Source organism: Pseudomonas sp. NPDC089395 (genome assembly GCF_044749525.1).
Taxonomy (GTDB): domain Bacteria; phylum Pseudomonadota; class Gammaproteobacteria; order Pseudomonadales; family Pseudomonadaceae; genus Aquipseudomonas.
The window spans coordinates 55,477-75,985 of sequence record NZ_JBIVID010000004.1; the positions used below are offsets into that span (position 1 = coordinate 55,477).

21 protein-coding genes are annotated in these 20,509 nt (G+C 63.3%); 12 read left to right on the forward strand and 9 right to left on the reverse strand.

Annotation, left to right across the window (positions count from 1 at the left end; translation table 11 throughout):
• Window positions 1-63: 63 nt before the first annotated feature.
• Window positions 64-891 carry a 3'(2'),5'-bisphosphate nucleotidase CysQ gene (gene cysQ, locus ACIPZG_RS11000; RefSeq protein WP_400713423.1) on the reverse strand — a complete coding sequence of 276 codons (828 nt, stop codon included), beginning with the start codon at window positions 889-891 and terminating at the stop codon, window positions 64-66.
• Window positions 888-1,454 (reverse strand): ADP compounds hydrolase NudE, encoded by a 567-nt coding sequence (gene nudE / locus ACIPZG_RS11005; RefSeq protein WP_400713426.1) that lies wholly within the window; start codon window positions 1,452-1,454, stop codon window positions 888-890. The genes cysQ and nudE overlap by 4 nt, the downstream gene beginning before the upstream one ends.
• Before the next feature lie 64 nt (window positions 1,455-1,518).
• Between nudE and yrfG the strand changes: the two genes are divergently transcribed.
• Window positions 1,519-2,181, forward strand: a complete 663-nt coding sequence (gene yrfG / locus ACIPZG_RS11010) for a GMP/IMP nucleotidase (protein ID WP_400713429.1) — start codon at window positions 1,519-1,521, stop codon at window positions 2,179-2,181.
• Between the two features lie 90 nt (window positions 2,182-2,271).
• Here yrfG and lysM read toward each other — a convergent pair whose 3' ends face one another.
• Complete coding sequence (gene lysM, locus ACIPZG_RS11015) at window positions 2,272-2,712, reverse strand: peptidoglycan-binding protein LysM (RefSeq protein ID WP_400713432.1); 441 nt, start codon at window positions 2,710-2,712, stop codon at window positions 2,272-2,274.
• A gap of 174 nt (window positions 2,713-2,886) precedes the next feature.
• On the opposite strand from lysM, the gene fdhD reads away from it, so the two are divergent.
• From fdhD to ACIPZG_RS11030, 3 genes are all read left to right on the forward strand, one after another.
• Window positions 2,887-3,717, forward strand: a complete 831-nt coding sequence (gene fdhD / locus ACIPZG_RS11020; protein WP_400713435.1) for a formate dehydrogenase accessory sulfurtransferase FdhD — start codon at window positions 2,887-2,889, stop codon at window positions 3,715-3,717.
• Window positions 3,718-3,722: 5 nt separating this feature from the next.
• Window positions 3,723-6,068, forward strand: a complete 2,346-nt coding sequence (locus ACIPZG_RS11025) for an FdhF/YdeP family oxidoreductase (protein ID WP_400713437.1) — start codon at window positions 3,723-3,725, stop codon at window positions 6,066-6,068.
• 218 nt (window positions 6,069-6,286) lie between these two features.
• Window positions 6,287-6,766: a glycine zipper domain-containing protein gene (locus tag ACIPZG_RS11030; protein ID WP_400713439.1), complete on the forward strand. Its 480-nt coding sequence runs from the start codon at window positions 6,287-6,289 to the stop codon at window positions 6,764-6,766.
• Between the two features lie 54 nt (window positions 6,767-6,820).
• On the opposite strand, the gene ACIPZG_RS11035 is transcribed toward ACIPZG_RS11030, so the two are convergent.
• Window positions 6,821-7,261, reverse strand: a complete 441-nt coding sequence (locus tag ACIPZG_RS11035) for an acyl-CoA thioesterase (RefSeq protein ID WP_400713441.1) — start codon at window positions 7,259-7,261, stop codon at window positions 6,821-6,823.
• 123 nt (window positions 7,262-7,384) lie between these two features.
• Between ACIPZG_RS11035 and ACIPZG_RS11040 the strand changes: the two genes are divergently transcribed.
• Together ACIPZG_RS11040 and ACIPZG_RS11045 are read left to right on the forward strand one after the other, a co-directional pair.
• Complete coding sequence (locus tag ACIPZG_RS11040) at window positions 7,385-7,828, forward strand: hypothetical protein (protein WP_400713443.1); 444 nt, start codon at window positions 7,385-7,387, stop codon at window positions 7,826-7,828.
• On the forward strand, window positions 7,828-8,100 hold the full coding sequence (locus ACIPZG_RS11045; RefSeq protein WP_400713446.1) for a type II toxin-antitoxin system RelE/ParE family toxin: 273 nt from the start codon (window positions 7,828-7,830) through the stop codon (window positions 8,098-8,100). The genes ACIPZG_RS11040 and ACIPZG_RS11045 overlap by 1 nt, the downstream gene beginning before the upstream one ends.
• Before the next feature lie 53 nt (window positions 8,101-8,153).
• Here the strand turns inward: ACIPZG_RS11045 and ACIPZG_RS11050 are convergent, their stop codons facing one another.
• The 3 genes from ACIPZG_RS11050 to ACIPZG_RS11060 form a co-directional block, all read right to left on the reverse strand.
• The gene (locus ACIPZG_RS11050) at window positions 8,154-9,695 is read right to left on the reverse strand and encodes a phosphoenolpyruvate carboxykinase (RefSeq protein ID WP_008099000.1); all 1,542 of its coding nucleotides are present in this window, start codon (window positions 9,693-9,695) and stop codon (window positions 8,154-8,156) included.
• Between the two features lie 179 nt (window positions 9,696-9,874).
• Window positions 9,875-10,774, reverse strand: a complete 900-nt coding sequence (hslO, locus tag ACIPZG_RS11055; RefSeq protein WP_400713449.1) for an Hsp33 family molecular chaperone HslO — start codon at window positions 10,772-10,774, stop codon at window positions 9,875-9,877.
• A gap of 278 nt (window positions 10,775-11,052) precedes the next feature.
• Complete coding sequence (locus ACIPZG_RS11060; RefSeq protein WP_400713452.1) at window positions 11,053-11,454, reverse strand: RNA-binding S4 domain-containing protein; 402 nt, start codon at window positions 11,452-11,454, stop codon at window positions 11,053-11,055.
• Window positions 11,455-11,563: 109 nt separating this feature from the next.
• On the opposite strand from ACIPZG_RS11060, the gene ACIPZG_RS11065 reads away from it, so the two are divergent.
• Together ACIPZG_RS11065 and rimK are read left to right on the forward strand one after the other, a co-directional pair.
• Window positions 11,564-12,046, forward strand: a complete 483-nt coding sequence (locus tag ACIPZG_RS11065) for an ATP-dependent zinc protease (protein ID WP_400713455.1) — start codon at window positions 11,564-11,566, stop codon at window positions 12,044-12,046.
• Complete coding sequence (rimK, locus tag ACIPZG_RS11070; RefSeq protein ID WP_008099005.1) at window positions 12,043-12,948, forward strand: 30S ribosomal protein S6--L-glutamate ligase; 906 nt, start codon at window positions 12,043-12,045, stop codon at window positions 12,946-12,948. The genes ACIPZG_RS11065 and rimK overlap by 4 nt, the downstream gene beginning before the upstream one ends.
• A gap of 114 nt (window positions 12,949-13,062) precedes the next feature.
• On the opposite strand, the gene ACIPZG_RS11075 is transcribed toward rimK, so the two are convergent.
• Window positions 13,063-14,376, reverse strand: a complete 1,314-nt coding sequence (locus tag ACIPZG_RS11075; RefSeq protein ID WP_400638779.1) for an ATP-binding protein — start codon at window positions 14,374-14,376, stop codon at window positions 13,063-13,065.
• A 13-nt stretch (window positions 14,377-14,389) separates the two neighbouring features.
• Window positions 14,390-15,130: a two-component system response regulator OmpR gene (gene ompR, locus ACIPZG_RS11080; RefSeq protein ID WP_008099008.1), complete on the reverse strand. Its 741-nt coding sequence runs from the start codon at window positions 15,128-15,130 to the stop codon at window positions 14,390-14,392.
• A gap of 183 nt (window positions 15,131-15,313) precedes the next feature.
• On the opposite strand from ompR, the gene ACIPZG_RS11085 reads away from it, so the two are divergent.
• The 4 genes from ACIPZG_RS11085 to ACIPZG_RS11100 all read left to right on the forward strand — a co-directional run bounded on the left by ACIPZG_RS11085 (window position 15,314) and on the right by ACIPZG_RS11100 (window position 20,494).
• Window positions 15,314-17,638: a Tex family protein gene (locus ACIPZG_RS11085; protein WP_400713458.1), complete on the forward strand. Its 2,325-nt coding sequence runs from the start codon at window positions 15,314-15,316 to the stop codon at window positions 17,636-17,638.
• Window positions 17,638-18,021, forward strand: coding sequence for a PaaI family thioesterase (locus ACIPZG_RS11090; protein ID WP_400713461.1), 384 nt, complete (start codon window positions 17,638-17,640; stop codon window positions 18,019-18,021). The genes ACIPZG_RS11085 and ACIPZG_RS11090 overlap by 1 nt, the downstream gene beginning before the upstream one ends.
• A 260-nt stretch (window positions 18,022-18,281) precedes the next feature.
• On the forward strand, window positions 18,282-19,859 hold the full coding sequence (gene gshA, locus ACIPZG_RS11095) for a glutamate--cysteine ligase (protein ID WP_400713464.1): 1,578 nt from the start codon (window positions 18,282-18,284) through the stop codon (window positions 19,857-19,859).
• Window positions 19,859-20,494: a TetR/AcrR family transcriptional regulator gene (locus tag ACIPZG_RS11100; protein WP_400713467.1), complete on the forward strand. Its 636-nt coding sequence runs from the start codon at window positions 19,859-19,861 to the stop codon at window positions 20,492-20,494. The genes gshA and ACIPZG_RS11100 overlap by 1 nt, the downstream gene beginning before the upstream one ends.
• Window positions 20,495-20,509 lie beyond the last annotated feature (15 nt).

The window sequence follows — 20,509 nt, forward strand, 5'->3', positions numbered from 1 at the left end:
TTTCAGCTGCGCTGCTAAAACCCCGGGGCTGCTGCGCAGCCCTTTCGCGACACAAGGCCGCTCCTACAAAGACCCTGCCAGCTTGATGAGCGCGTGGCGCCAACTGGCGGCTCCCGGCAAGGCCAGGAAGAACGGGTTGAGCAGCGACTCACGCGCCGGGTAACGGAACGGCTGCCCCTCCATGTCGATCACCTCGCCCCCAGCACCTTCCAGCACCCCTTGCGCCGCCGCGGTATCCCACTGCGAAGTCGGCGCCAGGCGCGGATAACAGTCGGCGCTGCCTTCAGCCAGCAGGCAGAATTTGAGCGAGCTGCCGATATTCGCCAACTCCAGCTCTCCCACCGCAGCCTTAAGACCTGCCAGCAACGCCTCCTGCTCCGGGCTGGAATGGCGACGGCTGGCCACCACGGTGAAGCGGCCATCGGCAGGCGGCGTATTGCGCACCTGAATCGGCAGGGCTTCGCTGCTGACTTCGGCGCGCCAGGCACCCAGACCGCGCCCACCGAAATAGCAGCGCCCACTGGTCGGCATCGACACCACGCCAAACAGCACTTCACCGTTCTCGATCAGGGCAATGTTGACGGTGAATTCCTCGCTGCCGGCGATGAACTCCTTGGTGCCGTCCAGCGGGTCGACCAGCCACCAGCGCTGCCAGCCCTGACGCGTGGCCAGGGGGATATTGCAGTCTTCTTCGGACAGCACCGGGATCTGCGGCGCCAGCGCCTGCAGGCCGTCGGCGATCACCCGGTGCGCTGCCAGGTCGGCGGCTGTCACTGGCGAATCGTCGGCTTTGTTGGTCACGGCGACATCGGCGCGCCAGAACGGCAGGATCGCCTCGCCAGCCAAACGGGCCAGCTTGACCACTTCATGCATCAGTTGCAGGTCATTCATACGTCGAGCAGCCCCCGCTGGACCAGCAGATCGCGGGCCAGGTACAACGCCGCCAGCGCCCGCCCTTCGGTGAATTGCGGGTGCATGGCCAGGGCCGACAGCTCGCGCAGGTTGACCTTGTCTACCCGCATCGGTTCGGGCTCGTCGCCTTCCAGGCGCTCTTCGTACAAGTCGCTGGCCAAGACCACCTGGATCTTCTGGCTCATGTAGCCCGGCGACAGCGACAGCTCGGTCAGGTGCTCCAGCTGGCGTGCGCCAAACCCGGCTTCTTCCTTGAGCTCGCGGTCGGCCGCCGCCAGTACGTCCTCGCCCGGCTCGATCAGGCCCTTGGGCAGCGACAGCTCGTATTCATCGGTGCCGCCGCAGTATTCCTCGACCAACACGGCATGTTCGGCGTCGAGCATGGCCACGATCATCACAGCGCCATAGCCATTGCCGCGGCCGACCAGACGCTCGTAGGTGCGCTCGTTGCCATTGCTGAAGCGCAGCTGTACGGCTTCGACGCGGAACAGACGACTGCTGGCGACGATCTCTCGGCTGAGGACGGTGGGTTTCTGGCGCATGGGGCGGCTCCTTGGCGTGAACGGGTTACTATACCGTGGCTTGCCGACTGAACGAGAGTTTCCCATGCCTGTTCTTCCCTGGTCTGCCATCGATACTGTCCTGTTGGACATGGACGGTACCCTGCTCGACCTGCACTACGACAACCGCTTCTGGCTCGAACACCTGCCCCAGCGCTACGCCGAGCTGCACGGGGTGAGCCGGGCCATGGCGGAAATGGAGCTGCAGCCGCTGTTCGAGCGCAATGCCGGCACCCTGAACTGGTACTGCCTGGACTTCTGGAGCCGCGAACTGAAGCTGCCGATCCGCGAGCTCAAGCGCGAGATCGCCGACCTGATTGCCCTGCGCCCCGATGCCGATACGTTCCTGGCGGCGATCCGCAAGGCGGGCAAGCGCGTGGTGATGATCACCAATGCCCACCGTGATTCGCTGTCGCTGAAGCTGGAGCGGGTGGAACTGGCGCCGTATTTCGAGCGGCTGATCAGTTCGCATGATTACGGTTATCCCAAGGAAAGCCCGCAGTTCTGGGATGCGTTGCAGGCGGATATCGGCTTTGAGCCGGGGCGCAGCCTGTTCATCGACGATACCTTGGCCATCCTGCGCAGTGCGCGGCGGTTTGGTGTGGCGCATCTGCTGGCGGTGCGCCAGCCGGACAGCCAGGCGGCACCGCGCGATACCCAGGAGTTCGCGGCGGTCGAGGATTACCGGGAATTGTTGGTGGGTCTGTAAGGCCCTCATCGCCGGCAAGCCGGCTCCCACACCCATCACCTCCGACCTTGTGGGAGCCGGCTTGCCGGCGATGAAGCCTATGAAGATCTATCAGTCAGGAATACGCAGTACCTGCCCCGGGTAGATCTTGTCCGGGTGCGACAGCATCGGCTTGTTCGCCTCGAAGATCTTGTTGTACTGGTTGGCGTTGCCATAAACGACCACGGAAATGGCTGACAGTGTGTCACCCTTCTTCACCGTCACGAACCGCGCAGCCTTAACGACCGGCCCGGTCACGGTGATCTGGTCATCGACACTGGCCACACCATTGATGTTGCCCGCCGCCAGAATGATCTTCTCCTTTTCCTCCTGGCTGGCCACCTCGCCCTTGAGGATGATCTTGTCACCCTCTACAGTGGCGGTGATGTTCGGGTTGCCCAAACCAACCTTGTTCACGTGCTCCTTCAGCTGCTCCTCGGCATTGGCATTGCCGGGGGTCAGCAGGTCGATCAACTTCTCGCCGGCTTCCTTCACGAAACTGAACAGGCTCATGACGCGCTCCTTGTTGACGTTAACCTCGGAGCAAGGAGTCTAGGCCAGGATTGCCCTCTCCGCCCCACTGCGACCAATCGACGCGGTCTATCAAGGCATAGACCCTAGCGATTAGACGTGGCCGGCACACGGGCCTAGGCTGGTGCTATCGAAAAGCCGCCGGTCAGCCCTCCGATGCAAAGCAAACCCCCGGTCTGCGCGGTCTCCACGCCCCTGGAGCTGCCCGCCGCCAGCAATACTTACGACTACGTACAACTCAGCGATGGCGAACGCGCCTGCACGCCGCTGGCCGAAGAAGTCGCCCTGGCCATCGCCTTTAACGGCCTCAACCAGGCCGTCATGCTGGTCAGCCCCACTGACCTGGAAGACTTCGCGGTCGGTTTCAGCGTCGGCAGTGGCATTGTCGAGGGCACGGCGGAAATCTACGACCTGAAACTTTCCGGCAGTGGTTCGGCGATGTACGCGGACCTTGAGATTTCCAGCCGTGCGTTCTGGAACCTGAAGAATCAACGCCGCCAACTGGCCGGCACCAGCGGTTGCGGCCTGTGCGGGGTCGAGGCCCTGGAACAGGCCTTGCCAGAACTCACGGCACTGCCTGGCGCGCCCTTGCCTCCCGTGCAGTGGCTTGCGGGCCTGCGTGAGCGCATCGACGCGTTCACCCCGCTGGGCCAGCACTGCGGTGCGGTGCACGCAGCCTTGTTCATGAATGCGCAGGGCGAACTGCTGATGGGCCGCGAAGACATCGGCCGGCACAACGCCCTCGACAAGCTGATCGGCGCCCTGCTGCGCCAAGGCATCAGCAGCGAAGGCGGCCTGGCCATCGTCACCAGCCGCTGCAGCCTGGAGCTGATCCAGAAAGTCCTGCGCGCCGGCATCCAGACCCTGGTCAGCCTGTCGGCACCTACCGGCCTTGCCCTGCAGTGGGCGCGCAAGCACAACCTCAACCTCATTCACCTGCCCAAACACAGTGCACCGCGGGTCTATAGCCCAGCGGCGGAGTCGTAACAGCCGTGACCTCGTACCAAAACCTTCCGGACAACGCTCCAGCCTCCTCCCCTCGCTACCAGCCCTACCACGGCCCCGCCGGTGGTTGGGGCGCGCTGCGCAGCGTGGCCAAGGCCTGGGTCGGCAGCGACAATGCGCTGAAGAACATCCGCGCACTGCTCAAGACCAACCAGAATGGCGGCTTCGACTGCCCGGGCTGCGCCTGGGGCGACTCGCCCGAAAGCGGCATGGTCAAGTTCTGCGAGAACGGCGCCAAGGCGGTCAACTGGGAAGCCACCAAGCGCCGCGTCGACGCGGCCTTCTTCGCCCGCTACAGCGTCAGCGCGCTGCGCCAGCAGAGCGATTACTGGCTCGAATACCAGGGCCGGCTGACCGAACCGATGGTCTACGACCCGGCCAGCGACCGCTATCAGCCCATCGCCTGGGACGCCGCCTTTGCCCTGATCGCCCGCGAACTGAACAAACTGACCAGCCCGGACCAGGCCGAGTTCTACACCTCGGGGCGCGCCAGCAACGAAGCGGCGTACCTCTATCAGCTGTTCGTGCGTGCCTACGGCACCAACAATTTCCCCGACTGCTCGAACATGTGCCACGAAGCCAGCGGCGTGGCCCTGGGGCAAAGCGTCGGGGTCGGCAAGGGCACCGTCACCTTCGACGACTTCGAGCACGCCGACGCGATCTTCGTCTGGGGCCAGAACCCCGGCACCAACCACCCGCGCATGCTCGACCCGCTGCGAGACGCGGTGAAGCGTGGGGCGCAGGTGGTGTGCGTCAACCCGCTCAAGGAGCGCGGCCTGGAACGCTTCCAGCACCCGCAGAATCCGCTGGAAATGCTCACCAACAGCGACCGACCAACCAACACCGCGTTCTTCCGCCCGGCGCTGGGCGGTGACATGGCGATGCTGCGCGGCATGGCCAAGTTCGTCCTGCAGTGGGAGCGTGATGCCCAGGCCAAGGGCGAGCCTGCCGTGTTCGACCATGGGTTCATCGCCGAGCATGGCCAGGGTGTCGATGAGTACCTGGCAGCGGTAGACGCCACCCCGTGGCAGCACATCGAGGAACAATCCGGCCTGGCGCTGGCCGACATCGAGCTGGCCGCACGCATGTACTGCCGTGGCCGCCGGGTGATCATGTGCTGGGCGATGGGCATCACCCAGCACCGCCATTCGGTGGCGACCATCCAGGAGATCGTCAACCTGCAGATGCTGCGCGGTAACATCGGTGCGCCCGGCGCTGGCCTGTGCCCGGTGCGAGGCCACAGCAACGTGCAAGGCGACCGCACCATGGGCATCAACGAACGCCCGCCGCTGGCCCTGCTCGAGGCCATTGAACGCCGCTTCGATTTCCCGGTGCCGCGGCACAACGGCCACAATACCGTCGAGGCCATCCATGCCATGCTCGACGGCCGCGCCAAGGTATTCATCGGCCTGGGTGGCAACTTCGCCCAGGCTACCCCGGACACTGAACGTACTGCCCAGGCCCTGCGCAACTGCGCGCTTACCGTACAGATCAGCACCAAGCTCAACCGCAGCCACCTGATTCACGGCCAGCAGGCGCTGATTCTGCCGTGCCTGGGGCGCACCGACATCGACCTGCAGGCCGAGGGGCCCCAGGCGGTCACCGTGGAAGACTCGTTCAGCATGGTCCACGCTTCCAATGGCCAGTTGAAACCGCTTTCGACGCAGATGCGCTCAGAGCCGGCAGTGATCGCCGGAATCGCGGCCGCCACCTTGGGCAAGCAGCCGGTGGACTGGCACTGGCTGGTGGCCGACTACGACCGCATTCGCGACCTGATCGGCGACACCATTGCCGGTTTCAGCGACTTCAACCAGCGCCTGCGCCAACCCGGCGGTTTCTACCTGGGCAACAGCGCCGCCAACCGTGAGTGGAAGACCGCCTCAGGGCGGGCCAACTTCAAGGCCAACCTGCTGCCGGACACCCTGCTCGACGAGCGCGTGCGCGCCAGTGGCCAGCTGCCTGACCTGATCATGCAGTCGATGCGTTCACACGATCAGTACAACACCACCATCTACGGCCTGGACGACCGCTACCGCGGCGTGCGCGGGCAACGCGACGTGCTGTTCGCCAACGAGGCAGACATCATCCGCCTGGGCTTCCAGCCGGGGCAGAAGGTCGACATCGTCTCGTTGTGGGGGGATGAGCATGTGCGCCGTGTGCATGGCTTCACGTTGCTGGCGTTCGATATTCCGGCTGGGCAGGCGGCGGCTTACTACCCCGAGGTGAACCCGCTGATCCCGCTGGAGAGCATTGGCGAGGGCAGCCATACACCGACTTCCAAGTTCGTTGCCATCAAGCTGGAGCGGGCGCGGGACGACGGGCGCATTCTTTAATCGATCACTGGCCCCATCGCCAAAAACGAAAAAAGCCCTGATCCACGGGGGTCAGGGCTTCGTCACAAATGTTTCAGACCTGCAATATTCGAGAAAGTTTCATCACAAAAACAATAACTTAGAAAATTGTGTACAACCCGTGTTACTCGTCGGATTTCAATTGCCACGGGCATCCCAGAGCCTCAAATTCGCCTCGTCATCCCTATGAGGCTCTCTTGATGAAGAAGTACTCCTCGATTCTGTTGTTGTCTTTCAGCTTGCTCAGCGGCGTTGCCATGGCAGGCGGCAATACCGAGGCTGGCATTGGCGGCGCATTGGGTGGGGTACTCGGCTCCGTAGTGGGCAACTCCATCGGTGGTAGCACCGGCGGCGCCATTGGTGCCGGTCTGGGCGGTGCAGCAGGTGGTGCCCTGGGCGCCGACAAACGCCAACGTGGCGAGGCCGCCATCGGTGGCGCGCTGGGCGCCGCAGGCGGCAACGTGGTCGGTCGCTCGATGGGCGGTACCACCGGTAGCTACATTGGTGCAGCCGCGGGCGGCGGTATCGGTGGCGCGGCAGGTAACTACCTGGGCAACAAGGCCGATGAAGACGAGCGCCATGACGAGCGCAAGTACTACAGCCGTGGCTACAGAGATGGTCGTCACTATGACCGTGGTCGCCACTACGGCCACCGCAAGCACAAGCACCACCATCACTGATACCGGGGCTAGCACCTCGGCAGCAAAAGCCCCGCCCTCACCGGCGGGGCTTTTTCATGCCTGCGCGTCGAGCTGCAGGCCGGACAGGATGGTGTGCAGCGCTTCTGGCAGCGGCACGGGCCTGCCGGTAGCGCGTTCGATGAACACCTGCACCACCGATCCCGCCGCACAGGCATCCGCTTCACCCGGGCGATACAGCGCCAACCGGTACTCCACCGTACTCCCCGCCAGGCGCGTCACGCCCAGGCCCACTTCCAGCAAATCCGGAAAGCCCGGCAGCGCGTAGAAGTCCGCCGCCGAACTGACCACGAAGGCCGCCAACTCACCCTCGCGCAGGTCGAACTCGGCTTGCTCGACCAGAAACGCCTGGATGGCGGTTTCGAAGAAGCCGTGCACCGTGGCACCGGCGATGTGGCCGTTGTGGTCGTTGTCCTGGGGACGGGTGAGGATGGGGTGGAAGTGGGAGAAGGCTGTGCGGTCGGGGGATTCGATCATGATAGTTCCACAATTGGTGACACCGTGAGGAAGCTTCCCACAGCAAGACAGGAAGAACTATAGTCGCAATCAACTATAGATTGCATAGCATGGTGCATCCCGATGAAACCGAGAAATGCCCCGATGCCAACCCATCAATTAGACCATGCCAACCTGAGCCGAATGGTGGCATGCGGCAGTGTCCTTGCCACCCACATCGTTGGTCAACCTGGAGGATGGGCAATCCAGGTTGACGTCAACCATCAGGAACATGTGCTCGTTGCCCAGCGAAGTGGAAACGTGCGGCTGTTCAAAAAGTTCGAAACGCTGGTGACCTATCTGCTCGACATCGGTATTGATCACTTCGAAGTCGATACCTCTGCCTTCGACCGCGATCAGACAAGTACCTACCAGCGTCCCGATCGTGCACAGGCGTTGAGGCGAGCCCATGAAGCAGCTGCCTACGATGCCTGGTTTGCCGAACAGGTCGACGCCAGCCTGCAAGACCCAACGCCCTCGTTGGAGGATGAGGAGGTACAGCAGTTGTTCGCAGCCCGCCGTGCCGAACTCAAAGCCAGAATCCGCTGATGCGCCTGACGTGGCGCGCCATGGCGTGCAATGACCGTTTGCGCATCATGGAGCATATTGCCCAAGACAATCCCCAGGCCGCTCTGGCAGAGGACGAACGCTTCGACGAAAAGGCCAGGCGAGCAGCCCTCAGTCCTTACCTGTACAGAGCGGGCAGATTTCCCGGAACAAGGGAAATTGTAATTCATCCCAACTACGTGATGGTCTTTCGGGTTATGGAGGAATACGTAGAAGTCATCCGCATCCTGCACGCCAGACAGCAATGGCCTTGAGCACACAAAAAAGCCGCCCCAAGGGGCGGCTTTCTCGTTGCAACTGGCTCAGCTTACAGCTGTGGGCCAGCGGCCTTGATGGCGTCGGACACGTCGAACTTCTTGAAGTTCTCGGTGAACAGCTTGGCCAGGCCTTTGGCAGCTTCGTCGTAGGCAGCTTTGTCAGCCCAGGTGTTGCGCGGGTTGAGCAGCTCAGTCTCGACGCCCGGAACGGCCTTCGGCACGTCCAGGTTGATGATGTCCAGGTGCTCGGTCTCGGCACCGATCAGAGCACCGCTCTGGATCGCCGCGATCACGCCACGGGTGGTCGGGATGCTGAAGCGCTTGCCGACGCCGTAGCCACCGCCGGTCCAGCCGGTGTTGACCAGGTAGACCTTGGAGCCGAAGGCGTTGATACGCTTGATCAGCAGCTCGGCGTACTCGCCAGCCGGGCGCGGGAAGAACGGTGCGCCGAAGCAGGTGGAGAAGGTCGACTTGATGCCGCCGCCCGAACCCATTTCAGTGGAACCGACCAGCGCGGTGTAGCCGGACAGGAAGTGGTAGGCCGCCTGCTCGTTGTTCAGGATCGAAACCGGAGGCAGAACACCGGTCAGGTCGCAAGTCAGGAAGATGACTGCGTTCGGCTCGCCGCCCAGGTTGGCTTCGGCGCGCTTGGCGACGTGCTCCAGTGGGTAGGCAGCGCGGCTGTTCTGGGTCAGGCTGACATCGGCGTAGTCGGCGTGCTTGTTGCCGTCGAGGACGACGTTTTCCAGCACTGCGCCATGCTTGATGGCTTTCCAGATGACCGGCTCGTTCTTCTCGGACAGGTCGATGCACTTGGCGTAGCAGCCGCCTTCCATGTTGAAGACAACGCCTTCGCCCCAACCGTGCTCGTCGTCACCGATCAGGTAACGGCTTTCGTCGGCCGACAGGGTGGTCTTGCCGGTGCCGGACAGACCGAAGAACAGGGTTACATCGCCTTCTTCGCCAATGTTGGCTGCGCAGTGCATTGGCAGCACGTCAGCGGCCGGCAGCAGGAAGTTCTGCACCGAGAACATGGCTTTCTTCATTTCACCGGCGTAACGCATGCCAGCGATCAGCACCTTCTTCTTGGCGAAGTTGATGATCACGCAGCCATCGGAGTTGGTGCCGTCACGCTCAGGTTCGCACACGAAGTTGGCGACGTTGAGGATCTGCCACTGGTCGCGGCCAGCCGGGTTGAACTGCTCCGGGTTGATGAACAGGCAACGGCCGAACAGGTTCTGCCAGGCGGTCTGGGTGGTCATCTTCACCGGCAGGTAGTGCTCGGCGGCAGCACCTACGTGAACGTAGGAAACGAAGTGATCCTGGGCGTTGTTGAACGCCTCGACGCGGTCCCACAGGGCATCGAACTTGTCGGCCGGGAACTTGCGGTTGATCGGGCCCCAGGCGATGGCGTCCTGGGTGGACGGTTCTTCGACGATGAAACGGTCAGCCGGCGAACGGCCAGTACGGTGGCCAGTCTCGACTACCAGCGCGCCAGTATCGGCGAGCACGCCTTCACCGCGTTGCAGCGCTTCTTTTACCAGCTCATCGACGCTCAGGTCGGTGTACACGGTGTTGTTGGCTTGCGTCATGAGATACCCCATCCGGCCCGAGGCCGAGTGCTCCAAACGTTTTGTAGTTGTCTAAAAAAAACTACTACAGCGAAAAAAGTGGCCGGATTATGCCAGAAACGCCCAAAAAAAGTAGGCCCCTCCTGTCGTAACCGCGCTTTTGCGCAATTAGACAGGAGATTTACCTGTGATTAACCGTTTCAGTGGCGAGTTTCTGAGGCCGTGTCTGTGCCGCCGCCGGCAAAGAGTTGCGCAACATCGTTGGCATCGAAGAAATAGCGCTCATTGCAGAACTGACAATCGATCTCCACCTTGCCGCCACACTCCTCCACCAGCTGCTTGGCATCGTGTTCGCCAAGACTGACCAGCGCATTGCCGGAACGTTCGCGCGAACAGCTGCAATTGAAGCGCAGTGACTGGATGTCGAACAGGCGCACGGCGTCTTCGTGGTACAGGCGGTGCAGCAGGGTTTCGTTGTCTTCGGCCCACTCTTGGGCCTTCAACGTGCTGGCCAGGGCAACCACGTGCTGCCAGCTGTTTTCACGGTCTTCTTCGTCACGCTCGCGATCGATCGGCAGCTGTTGCAGCAACAGACCGCGCGACTTTCCGCCTTCGGCATTGAGCCAGAAGCGCGTATTGGTCTGCTGCGACTGGACGAAGTAATTGGTGAAGCATTCCGACAGGTTGGCGCCGTCGAGGTCGACAGTACCCTGGTAGCGCTGGCCTTTGACCGGGTCGATGGTCAGGGTCAGGTGACCGTCGGGCATCAGCTGCGCCAGCGTTGCATCGGCAGGGATCTGCTCGGCTTCGTAGCGGGCCATGCCACGGATGTCGCGTTCGCTGGAGCACTCCACCATCAGCAGCGGGACCGGCCCGGCCGACCGCGCCTGCAGGATCAGCAGGCCGTCGAACTTCATCGCGCCTACCAGCAAAGCCGTAGCGGCCATCAGCTCGCCGAGCAGTGCAGCCACTGGCTGCGGGTATTGGTGACGCGCCAACACCGCAGCGTAGCTGTCATCGAGTGCCACCCACTCGCCGCGGATGTCGCGGTCGTCGAAGATGAAACGTTGGGTGAAATCGGTATCCGGCAAGTCGCTCATAGGTTTCGGCTATCTGAAAAGGGTGTCTAAATGATTACACGGACATGCGAGATACCGCACGCGGCAACCATCGCTCTACAGTGTTTCTGGTTATGGCCATTTGGCCAGATGTTGCGCATGACTTTCGACGAGTGGCTGTGCCACAGGCCTGATGCCTATGTGGTGGTTGATGCGCTGTTTTCCAAGTGGCATCAACGTCGGGGCTGCGCTGCAGCCCTATCGCCGGCAAGCCGGCTCCCACAGGGATCGAGGGCGACGCGGGTAGTGTGGGCGCCCGCTCAATCGAAACTGCCATGCAGCTGATGGATCTGCCGCCGCTGCTTCTTGTTCGGCCGGCCATCGGTCGTCACACCCATGGCGCCGGCCTTGCGCATCTCTGCCGCCTGCTCACGGCGGCGCACACTGTCCTGGGTTTCTACATACAGCGTCTGGGCCTCCGGCGCGCCCCTGCGCACCACCGACAGCGCCTTGACCACCACCGTGCGCTCGTCGAAGCCGGTGCGCAGGACGAACTCGTCACCTACCCGCGGCTCCTTCCCAGGCTTGCAACGTTCGCCCCGGCAATGCACCTTGCCGCTTTCGATCGCCGCCTTGGCCAGCGCTCGCGTCTTGTAGAAGCGCGCCGCCCACAGCCACTTATCCAGGCGAACCTTGTCGTCGTCTTCGGCTTTTTGTGCCATCCCGTTACCTCGAACACTGTCTTTCATCGAACTGTACTACCGTAACGATCGGATGCAAAAAGATCGCGCCGTGCTTACAGTTCACCACCTTATTCTCAGGGTGTGCTTCGTGAAGACATTTGACCATCTGACTGTGATCGGCCTGCGCGAGTGGGTCGCCTTGCCCGACCTCGGGGTGGCGGGCCTGCGCGCCAAGATCGACACCGGCGCCAGCACCTCCAGCCTTCACGCCACCGAGGTCGAGCCGTTCGAGCGCGACGGCGAAGCCTGGGTGCGTTTCACCGCCCACCTGGGTTCGGTGGTGCAGTTACGGCATCGTCGTTGCGAGGCCCCACTGGTCACCATGAAGACCATCAAGAGCTCCAATGGCCAGGCCCAGACCCGCTACGTCATCCGCACCTCGCTGGCGCTGGGCGACCGCGTGTGGGAAGTCGAATTTACCCTCGCTTGTCGCAAGAGCATGCGTTATCGCCTGCTGCTCGGTTCCAAGGCGCTGATTCACGGCCAGCTGGTAGTCAACCCTGGCCTCAAGTACGTTCAAGACAAACCGGCTTTTCCGGCCACTCTTTCTCCTGTCACAGGTGCTGCATGAAGATCGCTGTGCTGTCGCGCAACCCGCGTCTGTATTCCACCCGCCGCCTGGTCGAAGCCGGTATCCAGCGTGGCCATGAAATGGTAGTGATCGATACCCTGCGGGCCTACATGAACATCGCCAGCCACAAGCCGCAGATCCATTACCGGGGCAAGCCGCTCGAGGGCTTCGACGCGGTGATTCCACGTATTGGCGCCTCGGTGACTTTCTACGGCTGCGCGGTGTTGCGCCAGTTCGAAATGATGGGCGTGTACCCGCTCAACGAGTCGGTGGCCATCGCCCGCTCCCGGGACAAGTTGCGCTCGTTGCAGCTGCTGTCGCGGCGCGGTATCGGCCTGCCGATAACCGGTTTTGCCCACTCGCCGGACGACATCCCGGACCTGATCCAGATGGTCAATGGCGCGCCTTTGGTGATCAAGGTGCTCGAAGGCACCCAAGGCATCGGCGTGGTGCTGTGCGAGACAACCCAGGCGGCCGAGTCGGTGATCGAGGCGTTCATGGGCCTGAAGCAGAACATCATGGTTCAGGAGTACATCAAGGAAGCCGGCGGTGCCGACATTCGCTGCTTCGTGGTGGGAGACAAGGTGATTGCTTCGATGAAGCGTCAGGCCAAGCCAGGGGAGTTTCGCTCGAACCTGCACCGGGGCGGCGTCGCCAGCCTGATCAAGATCACCCCTGAAGAGCGGATCACTGCGATTCGTGCGGCAAAGGTGATGGGCTTGAGCGTGGCGGGTGTGGATATCCTGCGCTCGAACCATGGGCCGTTGGTGATGGAGGTGAACTCCTCGCCGGGGCTGGAGGGGATCGAGGTGACCACCGGCAAGAACGTGGCTGGGATGATCATCGAGCATCTGGAGAAGAATGGCGGGCCGAATCAGACACGGACCAAGGGTAAAGGCTGAGACTCTGGGGCTGCTCCGCCGCCCTTTCGCGACACAAGGCCGCTCCTACCCGGATCGCGCAAACCTGTAGGAGCGGCCTTGTGTCGCGAAAGGGCCGCAAAGCGGCCCCAGAAATCACACAGCATTGCGCGGCAGCAGCAACCCCAACGGCAACCTCACCCGCGCCTCGATCCCACCACCGGACCGATTGCGCAGCTCCACATTGCCGCCATGCTGCGCCGCAATCCGCTTGACGATCGCCAGCCCCAGCCCGGTGCCCTTGCCACCCCGGGCACGGTCCCCGCGAATGAACGGGTTGAAGATGGTCTCCAGCTCCGACTCGTCGATCCCAGCGCCCCGGTCAAGCACACTGAGCACCACATACGGCGCACTCTCGTCACCCGACACATAGGCCGCCACCTCGACACCCTTGCCCGCGTGGTGCAGGGCATTGCCGATCAGGTTGCCCAGCATGCGCTTGAGCGACACCCGGCGCAGCGGGAACGGCGGGATCGGCTCCAAGCACAGGCGCACACGTTCGTGCGGCTGGTTGAAGGGCGCTACCACTTCACGCACCAGGTCGGCCAGGTCGACCTCCTCCACCGGTTCGTCACGGCCATCGCGGATGAACGCCAGGAACTGGTCGAGAATGGCGTCCATGTCCTCGATGTCGCGCACCATGTCGTCGCTCAGCTCGCTGTCGCTGCCCAGCAAGGACAAGGACAAGCGCAAGCGCGTAAGGGGTGTGCGCAAATCGTGGGAAACCCCAGCCAGCATCAGCTCTCGCTCACGCCCGGCCTGCTCGACATCCTCGGCCATCTGGTTGAAGGCCCGGTAAACCTCGGTCATCTCGCTGGGCGTGTCGCTGATCGGCAGACGCACACTGCGCCCCTGGCCCAACTGGCGAGCGGCGAACACCAAGCGCTTGAGCGGCTGGTTGAGCTGACGCACGAAGATCCACGCCGAGGCGGTGGACAACAGGCCGATGGCCAGGAACCAGCCCAGTACGTTCCAGATCTTCTGCCCGCGCAGCGGATGGGGATACAGCGGTACTTTCAGCCAGCCAGGCCCCAGGCTCGGTGCGTTGACCCACAATGCGGGCGGCGCGTGAATGCGCAGACGCACTTCGGTGTCTTCACCCAGCTCAGCCTGCATCTGCCGTTGGTAGATCTCGCTGTATGGCCAGTGCTGCTCGCCTTCAGGTACGCCAGAGCCGGTCACCCGGATAAGGCCCGCGGCCTCGGCGATCTTGTCGCGGTTTTCTTCATCGGCGGCCCAATAGGCGCGCAAGGTCAGCGCTACGCCGTGGCTGTACTGACGATCGACCAGCACATCCTCGTTCATCAACAGGTAGACCAGGGTCAACGCCTTGGAAAACAGGACGACGATCAGCACCAGCCACAAGGTGCGGGCAAAGAAACTCTGCGGGAACCACAGCGGTGTCTTCATCGACGGTGCAGCATCATTTGCCAGCGTTACCGTCTGGGACGAACACATAACCCACGCCCCAGACCGTCTGGATGTAGCGTGGCTTGGACGGGTCCGGCTCGATCATGCGGCGCAGGCGCGAAATCTGGACGTCGATGGAGCGCTCCAGCGCGTCCCACTCGCGACCCCGGGCCAGGTTCATCAGCTTGTCGCGGGTCAGCGGTTCGCGGGCATGCATGACCAGCGCCTTGAGCACGGCGAACTCACCGGTGGTGAGCATGTGCACTTCGTCACCGCGCTTGAGTTCGCGGGTGGCCAGGGACAGTTCGTAGTCGCCGAAAGTGACCGATTCGTCCTCGCTGCCCGGAGCCCCCGGCACGCTGGGCGCCTGGCGACGCAGCACGGCCTTGACCCGCGCCATCAGCTCGTCGGGGTTGAACGGCTTGCCCAGGTAATCGTCGGCGCCCAGTTCCAGGCCCTTGATACGGCTGAGTTCGTCGCCCTTGGCGGTGAGCATGATGATCGGGATCTGGTTGTTCGACTGGCGCAGACGCTTGCACGCGGACAGGCCGTCTTCACCCGGCAGCATCAGGTCGAGCACCACCAGGTTGAACACCTCGCGCTGCAGCAGGCGGTCCATCTGTTCGGTGTTGGGGACCGCACGGGCGCGATAGCCCTTGCTGGTGAAGAAACGTTCCAGCAGGCTGCTGAGCCCCGGGTCGTCGTCGACGATGAGAATCTTGTCACCTTCAGCGGTGTTGGGGGTGCCAGTCATGAATAACTCCTCTGATATCGCCGCGCATTATGGCGTAGCCATTACCCTGCGTGACGTGAGCATTGTTAGCAGATTTTTCCCCGGGCGCCAGTTCCTGGCCACGGGCGCTGGCCTGGCGCTATCACCGCAAGCCGGTTTCGATCGGTATAATGCGCGGTTTTCAATCCTTGTCAGGTGGTTCACATGGACAGCATCAACAGCCGTATCGCCGAGGAACTGGGCGTTCGCCCGCAGCAGGTCGAAGCGGCCGTGGGCTTGTTGGACGAAGGCTCGACCGTGCCCTTCATCGCCCGTTACCGCAAGGAAGTGACCGGCAGCCTGGACGACACCCAGCTGCGCCACCTGGAAGAGCGTCTGCGCTACCTGCGCGAGCTCGACGACCGCCGCGCCAGCATCCTGTCCAGCATCGAGGAACAGGGCAAGCTGACCCCGGAGCTGGCCCGCGAGATCAAGCTGGCCGACACCAAGACCCGCCTCGAAGACCTCTACCTGCCGTACAAGCAAAAGCGCCGCACCAAGGGTCAGATCGCCCTGGAAGCCGGCCTTGGCGCGCTGGCCGACGGCCTGTTCAACGACCCGCAGCTGACCCCGGAGAGCGAAGCCGCGCGTTTCGTCGACGCCGACAAGGGCGTGGCCGACGTCAAGGCCGCGCTGGAGGGTGCCAAGTACATCCTCATGGAGCGCTTCGCCGAAGACGCCGCCTTGCTCGACAAGCTGCGCAGCTTCCTCAAGCACGATGCGGTGCTCAGCGCACGCGTGGTGGCTGGCAAGGAAGAAGAAGGCGCCAAGTTCCGCGACTACTTCGCCCACGACGAGCTGCTGCGCAACGCGCCGTCGCACCGCGCCCTGGCGATTTTCCGCGGGCGCAACGAAGGCGTGCTGAGCGCATCGCTGAAAGTCGGCGAAGAGCTGCCTGGCACCCTGCACCCGTGCGAGGTGATGATCGCCGGCCACTTCGGCCTGGAAAACCGCAGCCGCCCTGCTGACAAGTGGCTGGCCGAGGTGGTGCGCTGGACCTGGAAGGTCAAGCTGTACACCCACCTGGAAACCGACTTGTTCGGCGAGCTGCGCGACAACGCCGAAGGCGAGGCGATCAACGTCTTCGCCCACAACCTGCACGACCTGCTGCTGGCCGCACCGGCCGGCCCGCGCGCCACCCTGGGCTTCGACCCGGGCCTGCGCACCGGCTGCAAGGTCGCCGTGGTCGATGCCACCGGCAAGCTGCTGGACTACACCACGGTCTACCCGCACGCGCCGAAAAACGACTGGGATCGCACCATTTCCATTCTCGCCGCCCTGTGCGCCAAGCACTCGGTGGAGCTGATCGCCATCGGCAACGGCACCGCCAGCCGTGAAAGCGACAAGCTGGTGGCTGAGCTGGTGAAGAAGTACCCAGCCCTGAAGATCACCAAGATCATGGTCTCGGAAGCCGGCGCATCGGTGTATTCGGCGTCGGAACTGGCCGCCCGCGAGTTCCCGGACCTGGACGTGTCGATCCGTGGCGCGGTGTCGATCGCCCGCCGCCTGCAGGACCCGCTCGCCGAGTTGGTGAAGATCGACCCGAAATCCATCGGTGTCGGCCAGTACCAGCACGACGTGTCGCAAATGAAGCTGGCCCGTGGCCTGGACGCCGTGGTCGAGGACTGCGTGAACGCCGTGGGGGTGGACGTCAATACCGCCTCGGTGGCCCTGCTGACCCGCATCTCCGGCCTCAACAGCACCTTGGCGCAGAACATCGTCGCCCACCGCGACGCCAACGGCCCGTTCGCCACCCGCGCCGCGCTGAAGAAAGTCAGCCGCCTGGGCGAGAAAACCTTCGAGCAGGCTGCAGGCTTCCTGCGCGTGATGAACGGCGACAACCCGCTGGACGCCTCGGCCGTGCACCCGGAGGCCTACCCGCTGGTGCAACGCATCGCCGCCGATACCGAGCGTGACATCCGCTCGCTGATCGGCGACAGCGGCTTCCTCAAGCGACTCGACCCGAAACGCTTCACCGACGAATCCTTCGGCCTGCCGACTGTCACCGACATCCTGCAGGAACTGGACAAACCTGGCCGCGACCCGCGTCCCGAGTTCAAGACCGCCACCTTCCAGGACGGCGTCGAAGACCTCAAGGACCTGGAACCGGGCATGATCCTCGAGGGGGTGGTCACCAACGTCACCAACTTCGGTGCCTTCGTCGACATCGGCGTGCACCAGGACGGCCTGGTGCACATTTCGGCGCTGTCGGAGAAGTTCATCAAGGACCCACGCGAAGCGGTCAAGGCCGGTGACGTGGTCAAGGTCAAGGTCATGGAAGTGGACATTGCGCGCAAACGCGTTGGCCTGTCCATGCGCATGAGCGACACGCCGGGCGAAAAGGTCGAAGGTAACCGCGGCGGCAACCGTGGCAACGGTGGCAACCGCGCGCAGCAGGCGCCGCGTCAGCGTGAAACAGCCCCCGCAGCACCGGCCAACAATGCCATGGCCTCGCTGTTCGCCAACGCCAAGCAGCTGAAGAAGAAATGATGGAAATCCCCAAGGAACTTGTCGAGAGCGCTTACAGCCAGCTGCTTGGCTGCCGCGTGCAACGCCTGGACACAGGCGTTGCCGAGGTGGCCCTGGCGCTCGAGCCGCATCTGCGCAACCGCGGCCAGAAGCTGCACGGCGGGGCGATCTTCAGCCTGGTGGACATCGCCATGGGCCTGGCCTGCTCGGCCAGCCATGGCTTCGACCAACAGAGCGTGACCATCGAGTGCAAGATCAACTACCTGCGCGCCGTCAGCGAAGGCGACGTGCTGTGCAACGCCCGCGTGCTGCACGCCGGGCGCCGCACCCTGGTGGTCGACGCCGACGTAGTCCAAGGCGACAAACTGGTGGCAAAAGCACAAGGAACCTTCGCGGTTCTCTAGCCCACCAAGCGTTATCTACGGTATTTTTGGCAGCATCTGGGGGCAACTTTGCGTCCCATCGCCGGCAAGCCGGCTCCCACAAGGTTGACCGCTGACCTCCTGTGGGAGCCGGCTTGCCGGCGATGGGCCGCAAAGCGGCCCCGAATTCGGCGCCGGAACCGCGTAACCCAGGCGACAACGCCAGTTCCTTTTCCAACTACCCTTGTAGACCGTCAACGCTACCCCCATATTGGGGCGACTGACGCGTGAAGGAATCCATCTTGAGCGACCTCCTCAACCGCCGCCTGAGCCTGCTCGGCGCCAATCTTCCCCTGCTCGAGCAGTGCCTGCACGGTATTGAGCGCGAATGCCTGCGCGTAACCGACGAAGGTCGCCTGGCTCAGACTCCACACCCGGTAGCGCTGGGTTCGGCGCTGACCAACGAGCAGATCACCACCGATTATTCCGAGTCGCTGCTGGAGTTCATCACCCCGGCCCTGGCCGACCCGGCCAAGGTGCTCGAGAACCTCGAACAGACTCACCGCTTCGTCTACAGCAAGCTGGGCGACGAATACCTGTGGAGCCCGTCGATGCCGTGCACGCTGCCGGCCGAGGAGGACATCCCGATCGGCGAGTACGGTACGTCCAATATCGGCAAGCTCAAGCACGTCTACCGCAAGGGCCTGGCCCTGCGCTACGGCCGCACCATGCAGTGCATCGCCGGTATCCATTACAACTTCTCGCTGCCCGAAGCGCTGTGGCCACTGCTGCGCGATGCCGAAGGCAGCACCGAAGGCGACCGCGACTACCAGTCCTCGGCCTATATCGCGCTGATCCGCAACTTCCGCCGCTACAGCTGGCTGCTGATGTACCTGTTCGGCGCTTCGCCGGCACTGGACAAAGGCTTCCTGCGCGGCCGCCCGCACCAGCTCGAAGAGCTGGATGCCGACACCCTGTTCCTGCCCTACGCCACCAGCTTGCGCATGAGCGACCTGGGTTACCAGAGCAACGCCCAGGCGGGCCTTACGCCCTGCTACAACAACCTGGACAGCTACACCGACAGCCTGCGCAAGGCCGTCGGTACGCCCTACCCGCCCTATGTCGAGATCGGCACCCATGTCGATGGCGAGTGGGTGCAACTGAACACCAACATCCTGCAGATCGAGAACGAGTACTACTCGAACATCCGCCCCAAGCGCGTCACCTACACCGGCGAGCGACCGATCCAGGCCCTGACCTCGCGCGGCGTGCAGTATGTGGAAGTGCGCTGCCTGGACATCAACCCGTTCCTGCCGGTCGGCATCGACCTGGCCGAGGCGCGTTTCCTCGATGCGTTCCTGCTGTTCTGCGCGCTGGAAGACAGCCCGCAACTGGACAACGGCGAATGCGGCCAGTGCACCAGCAACTTCCTCACCGTGGTCAAGGAAGGCCGTCGCCCCGGCCTTGAACTGCACCGTGATGGCCAGCCGATCACACTGAAAGCCTGGGCCACCGAACTGATCGGACGCATTGGCCAGCTGGCCGAGTTGCTCGACCAGGCCCACGGCAGCGATGAACATGCCAAGGCCCTGGAGGCGCAACAGGCCAAGGTCGACGACGCCTCGCTGACCCCATCGGCCCAGGTACTGGCCCGCATGACCGAGCATGACGAAAGCTTCGTGCAGTTCTCGCTGCGCCAGAGCCGCATTCATGCCCAGACCTTCCGCGAGCAACCGCTGCCCGCCGAGCGCCAGCAGGCCTACGAGACCCTGGCCCGCGACTCGCTGGCCGAGCAATCGCGCCTGGAGCAGCAAGAGGTCGGCGACTTCGACTTGTTCGTGGGTGCCTACCAGGCCAGCATCCTGGCGATCAGCAACTAATGACCCGCAGCGCCACCCCGCGCAAGCCGCGCGCCAGCAGCCAGGCCAGGATCGAAGCGATCCTGGCGGCGGCACGCGAGCTGCTGGCGGGGCAAGGGGTGGCCGCGTTGTCGATCTACAGCGTGGCCGAGCGGGCGCAGATTCCGCCTTCGTCGGTGTACCACTTTTTCGCCAGCGTGCCGGCCCTGCTCGAAGCGCTAACTGCGGATGTGCACCGGGCGTTTCGCGAAGCCCTGAGCGCGCCCATCGATAGCCGCGCGTTCACCACCTGGCACGAGCTGTCTCGCCTCATCGAGCAACGCATGCTGGCCATCTACAACCAGGACACCGCAGCGCGTCAGTTGATCCTGGCTCAACATGGACTAAGCGAAGTGGTACAGGCCGACCGCCAGCACGACATGGAACTGGGTGAGCTCATGCACAGCCTGTTCGATCGACATTTCCAGTTACCGGCCATGCCGGACGATGTGGATGTGTTCGCATTGGCCATGGAGCTGAGCGACAGGGTGTATGCGCGCTCGATGCAGTTGTTCGAACAGATCACACCTCGCATGGCAGAGGAAGGCATGCGCGTTTTCGAAGCCTACCTCGCACTCTACCTACCGCCCTTCCTGCCCAAACGCACCATCGGCTGAACACAAAGATCTACC

What these genes read in the sequence shown, in the direction of transcription:
- hslO (WP_400713449.1), bottom strand. Translation starts at nt 10,774, where the DNA reads ATGAGCGACTTGCCGGATACCGATTTCACCCAACGTTTCATCTTCGAC.
- ACIPZG_RS11045 (WP_400713446.1), top strand. Translation starts at nt 7,828, where the DNA reads ATGCGCCTGACGTGGCGCGCCATGGCGTGCAATGACCGTTTGCGCATC.
- rimK (WP_008099005.1), top strand. Translation starts at nt 12,043, where the DNA reads ATGAAGATCGCTGTGCTGTCGCGCAACCCGCGTCTGTATTCCACCCGC.
- ACIPZG_RS11085 (WP_400713458.1), top strand. Translation starts at nt 15,314, where the DNA reads ATGGACAGCATCAACAGCCGTATCGCCGAGGAACTGGGCGTTCGCCCG.
- cysQ (WP_400713423.1), bottom strand. Translation starts at nt 891, where the DNA reads ATGAATGACCTGCAACTGATGCATGAAGTGGTCAAGCTGGCCCGTTTG.
- ACIPZG_RS11060 (WP_400713452.1), bottom strand. Translation starts at nt 11,454, where the DNA reads ATGGCACAAAAAGCCGAAGACGACGACAAGGTTCGCCTGGATAAGTGG.
- yrfG (WP_400713429.1), top strand. Translation starts at nt 1,519, where the DNA reads ATGCCTGTTCTTCCCTGGTCTGCCATCGATACTGTCCTGTTGGACATG.
- ACIPZG_RS11030 (WP_400713439.1), top strand. Translation starts at nt 6,287, where the DNA reads ATGAAGAAGTACTCCTCGATTCTGTTGTTGTCTTTCAGCTTGCTCAGC.
- ACIPZG_RS11035 (WP_400713441.1), bottom strand. Translation starts at nt 7,261, where the DNA reads ATGATCGAATCCCCCGACCGCACAGCCTTCTCCCACTTCCACCCCATC.
- ACIPZG_RS11040 (WP_400713443.1), top strand. Translation starts at nt 7,385, where the DNA reads ATGCCAACCCATCAATTAGACCATGCCAACCTGAGCCGAATGGTGGCA.
- fdhD (WP_400713435.1), top strand. Translation starts at nt 2,887, where the DNA reads ATGCAAAGCAAACCCCCGGTCTGCGCGGTCTCCACGCCCCTGGAGCTG.
- ompR (WP_008099008.1), bottom strand. Translation starts at nt 15,130, where the DNA reads ATGACTGGCACCCCCAACACCGCTGAAGGTGACAAGATTCTCATCGTC.
- ACIPZG_RS11090 (WP_400713461.1), top strand. Translation starts at nt 17,638, where the DNA reads ATGGAAATCCCCAAGGAACTTGTCGAGAGCGCTTACAGCCAGCTGCTT.
- ACIPZG_RS11075 (WP_400638779.1), bottom strand. Translation starts at nt 14,376, where the DNA reads ATGAAGACACCGCTGTGGTTCCCGCAGAGTTTCTTTGCCCGCACCTTG.
- ACIPZG_RS11050 (WP_008099000.1), bottom strand. Translation starts at nt 9,695, where the DNA reads ATGACGCAAGCCAACAACACCGTGTACACCGACCTGAGCGTCGATGAG.
- nudE (WP_400713426.1), bottom strand. Translation starts at nt 1,454, where the DNA reads ATGCGCCAGAAACCCACCGTCCTCAGCCGAGAGATCGTCGCCAGCAGT.
- ACIPZG_RS11100 (WP_400713467.1), top strand. Translation starts at nt 19,859, where the DNA reads ATGACCCGCAGCGCCACCCCGCGCAAGCCGCGCGCCAGCAGCCAGGCC.
- lysM (WP_400713432.1), bottom strand. Translation starts at nt 2,712, where the DNA reads ATGAGCCTGTTCAGTTTCGTGAAGGAAGCCGGCGAGAAGTTGATCGAC.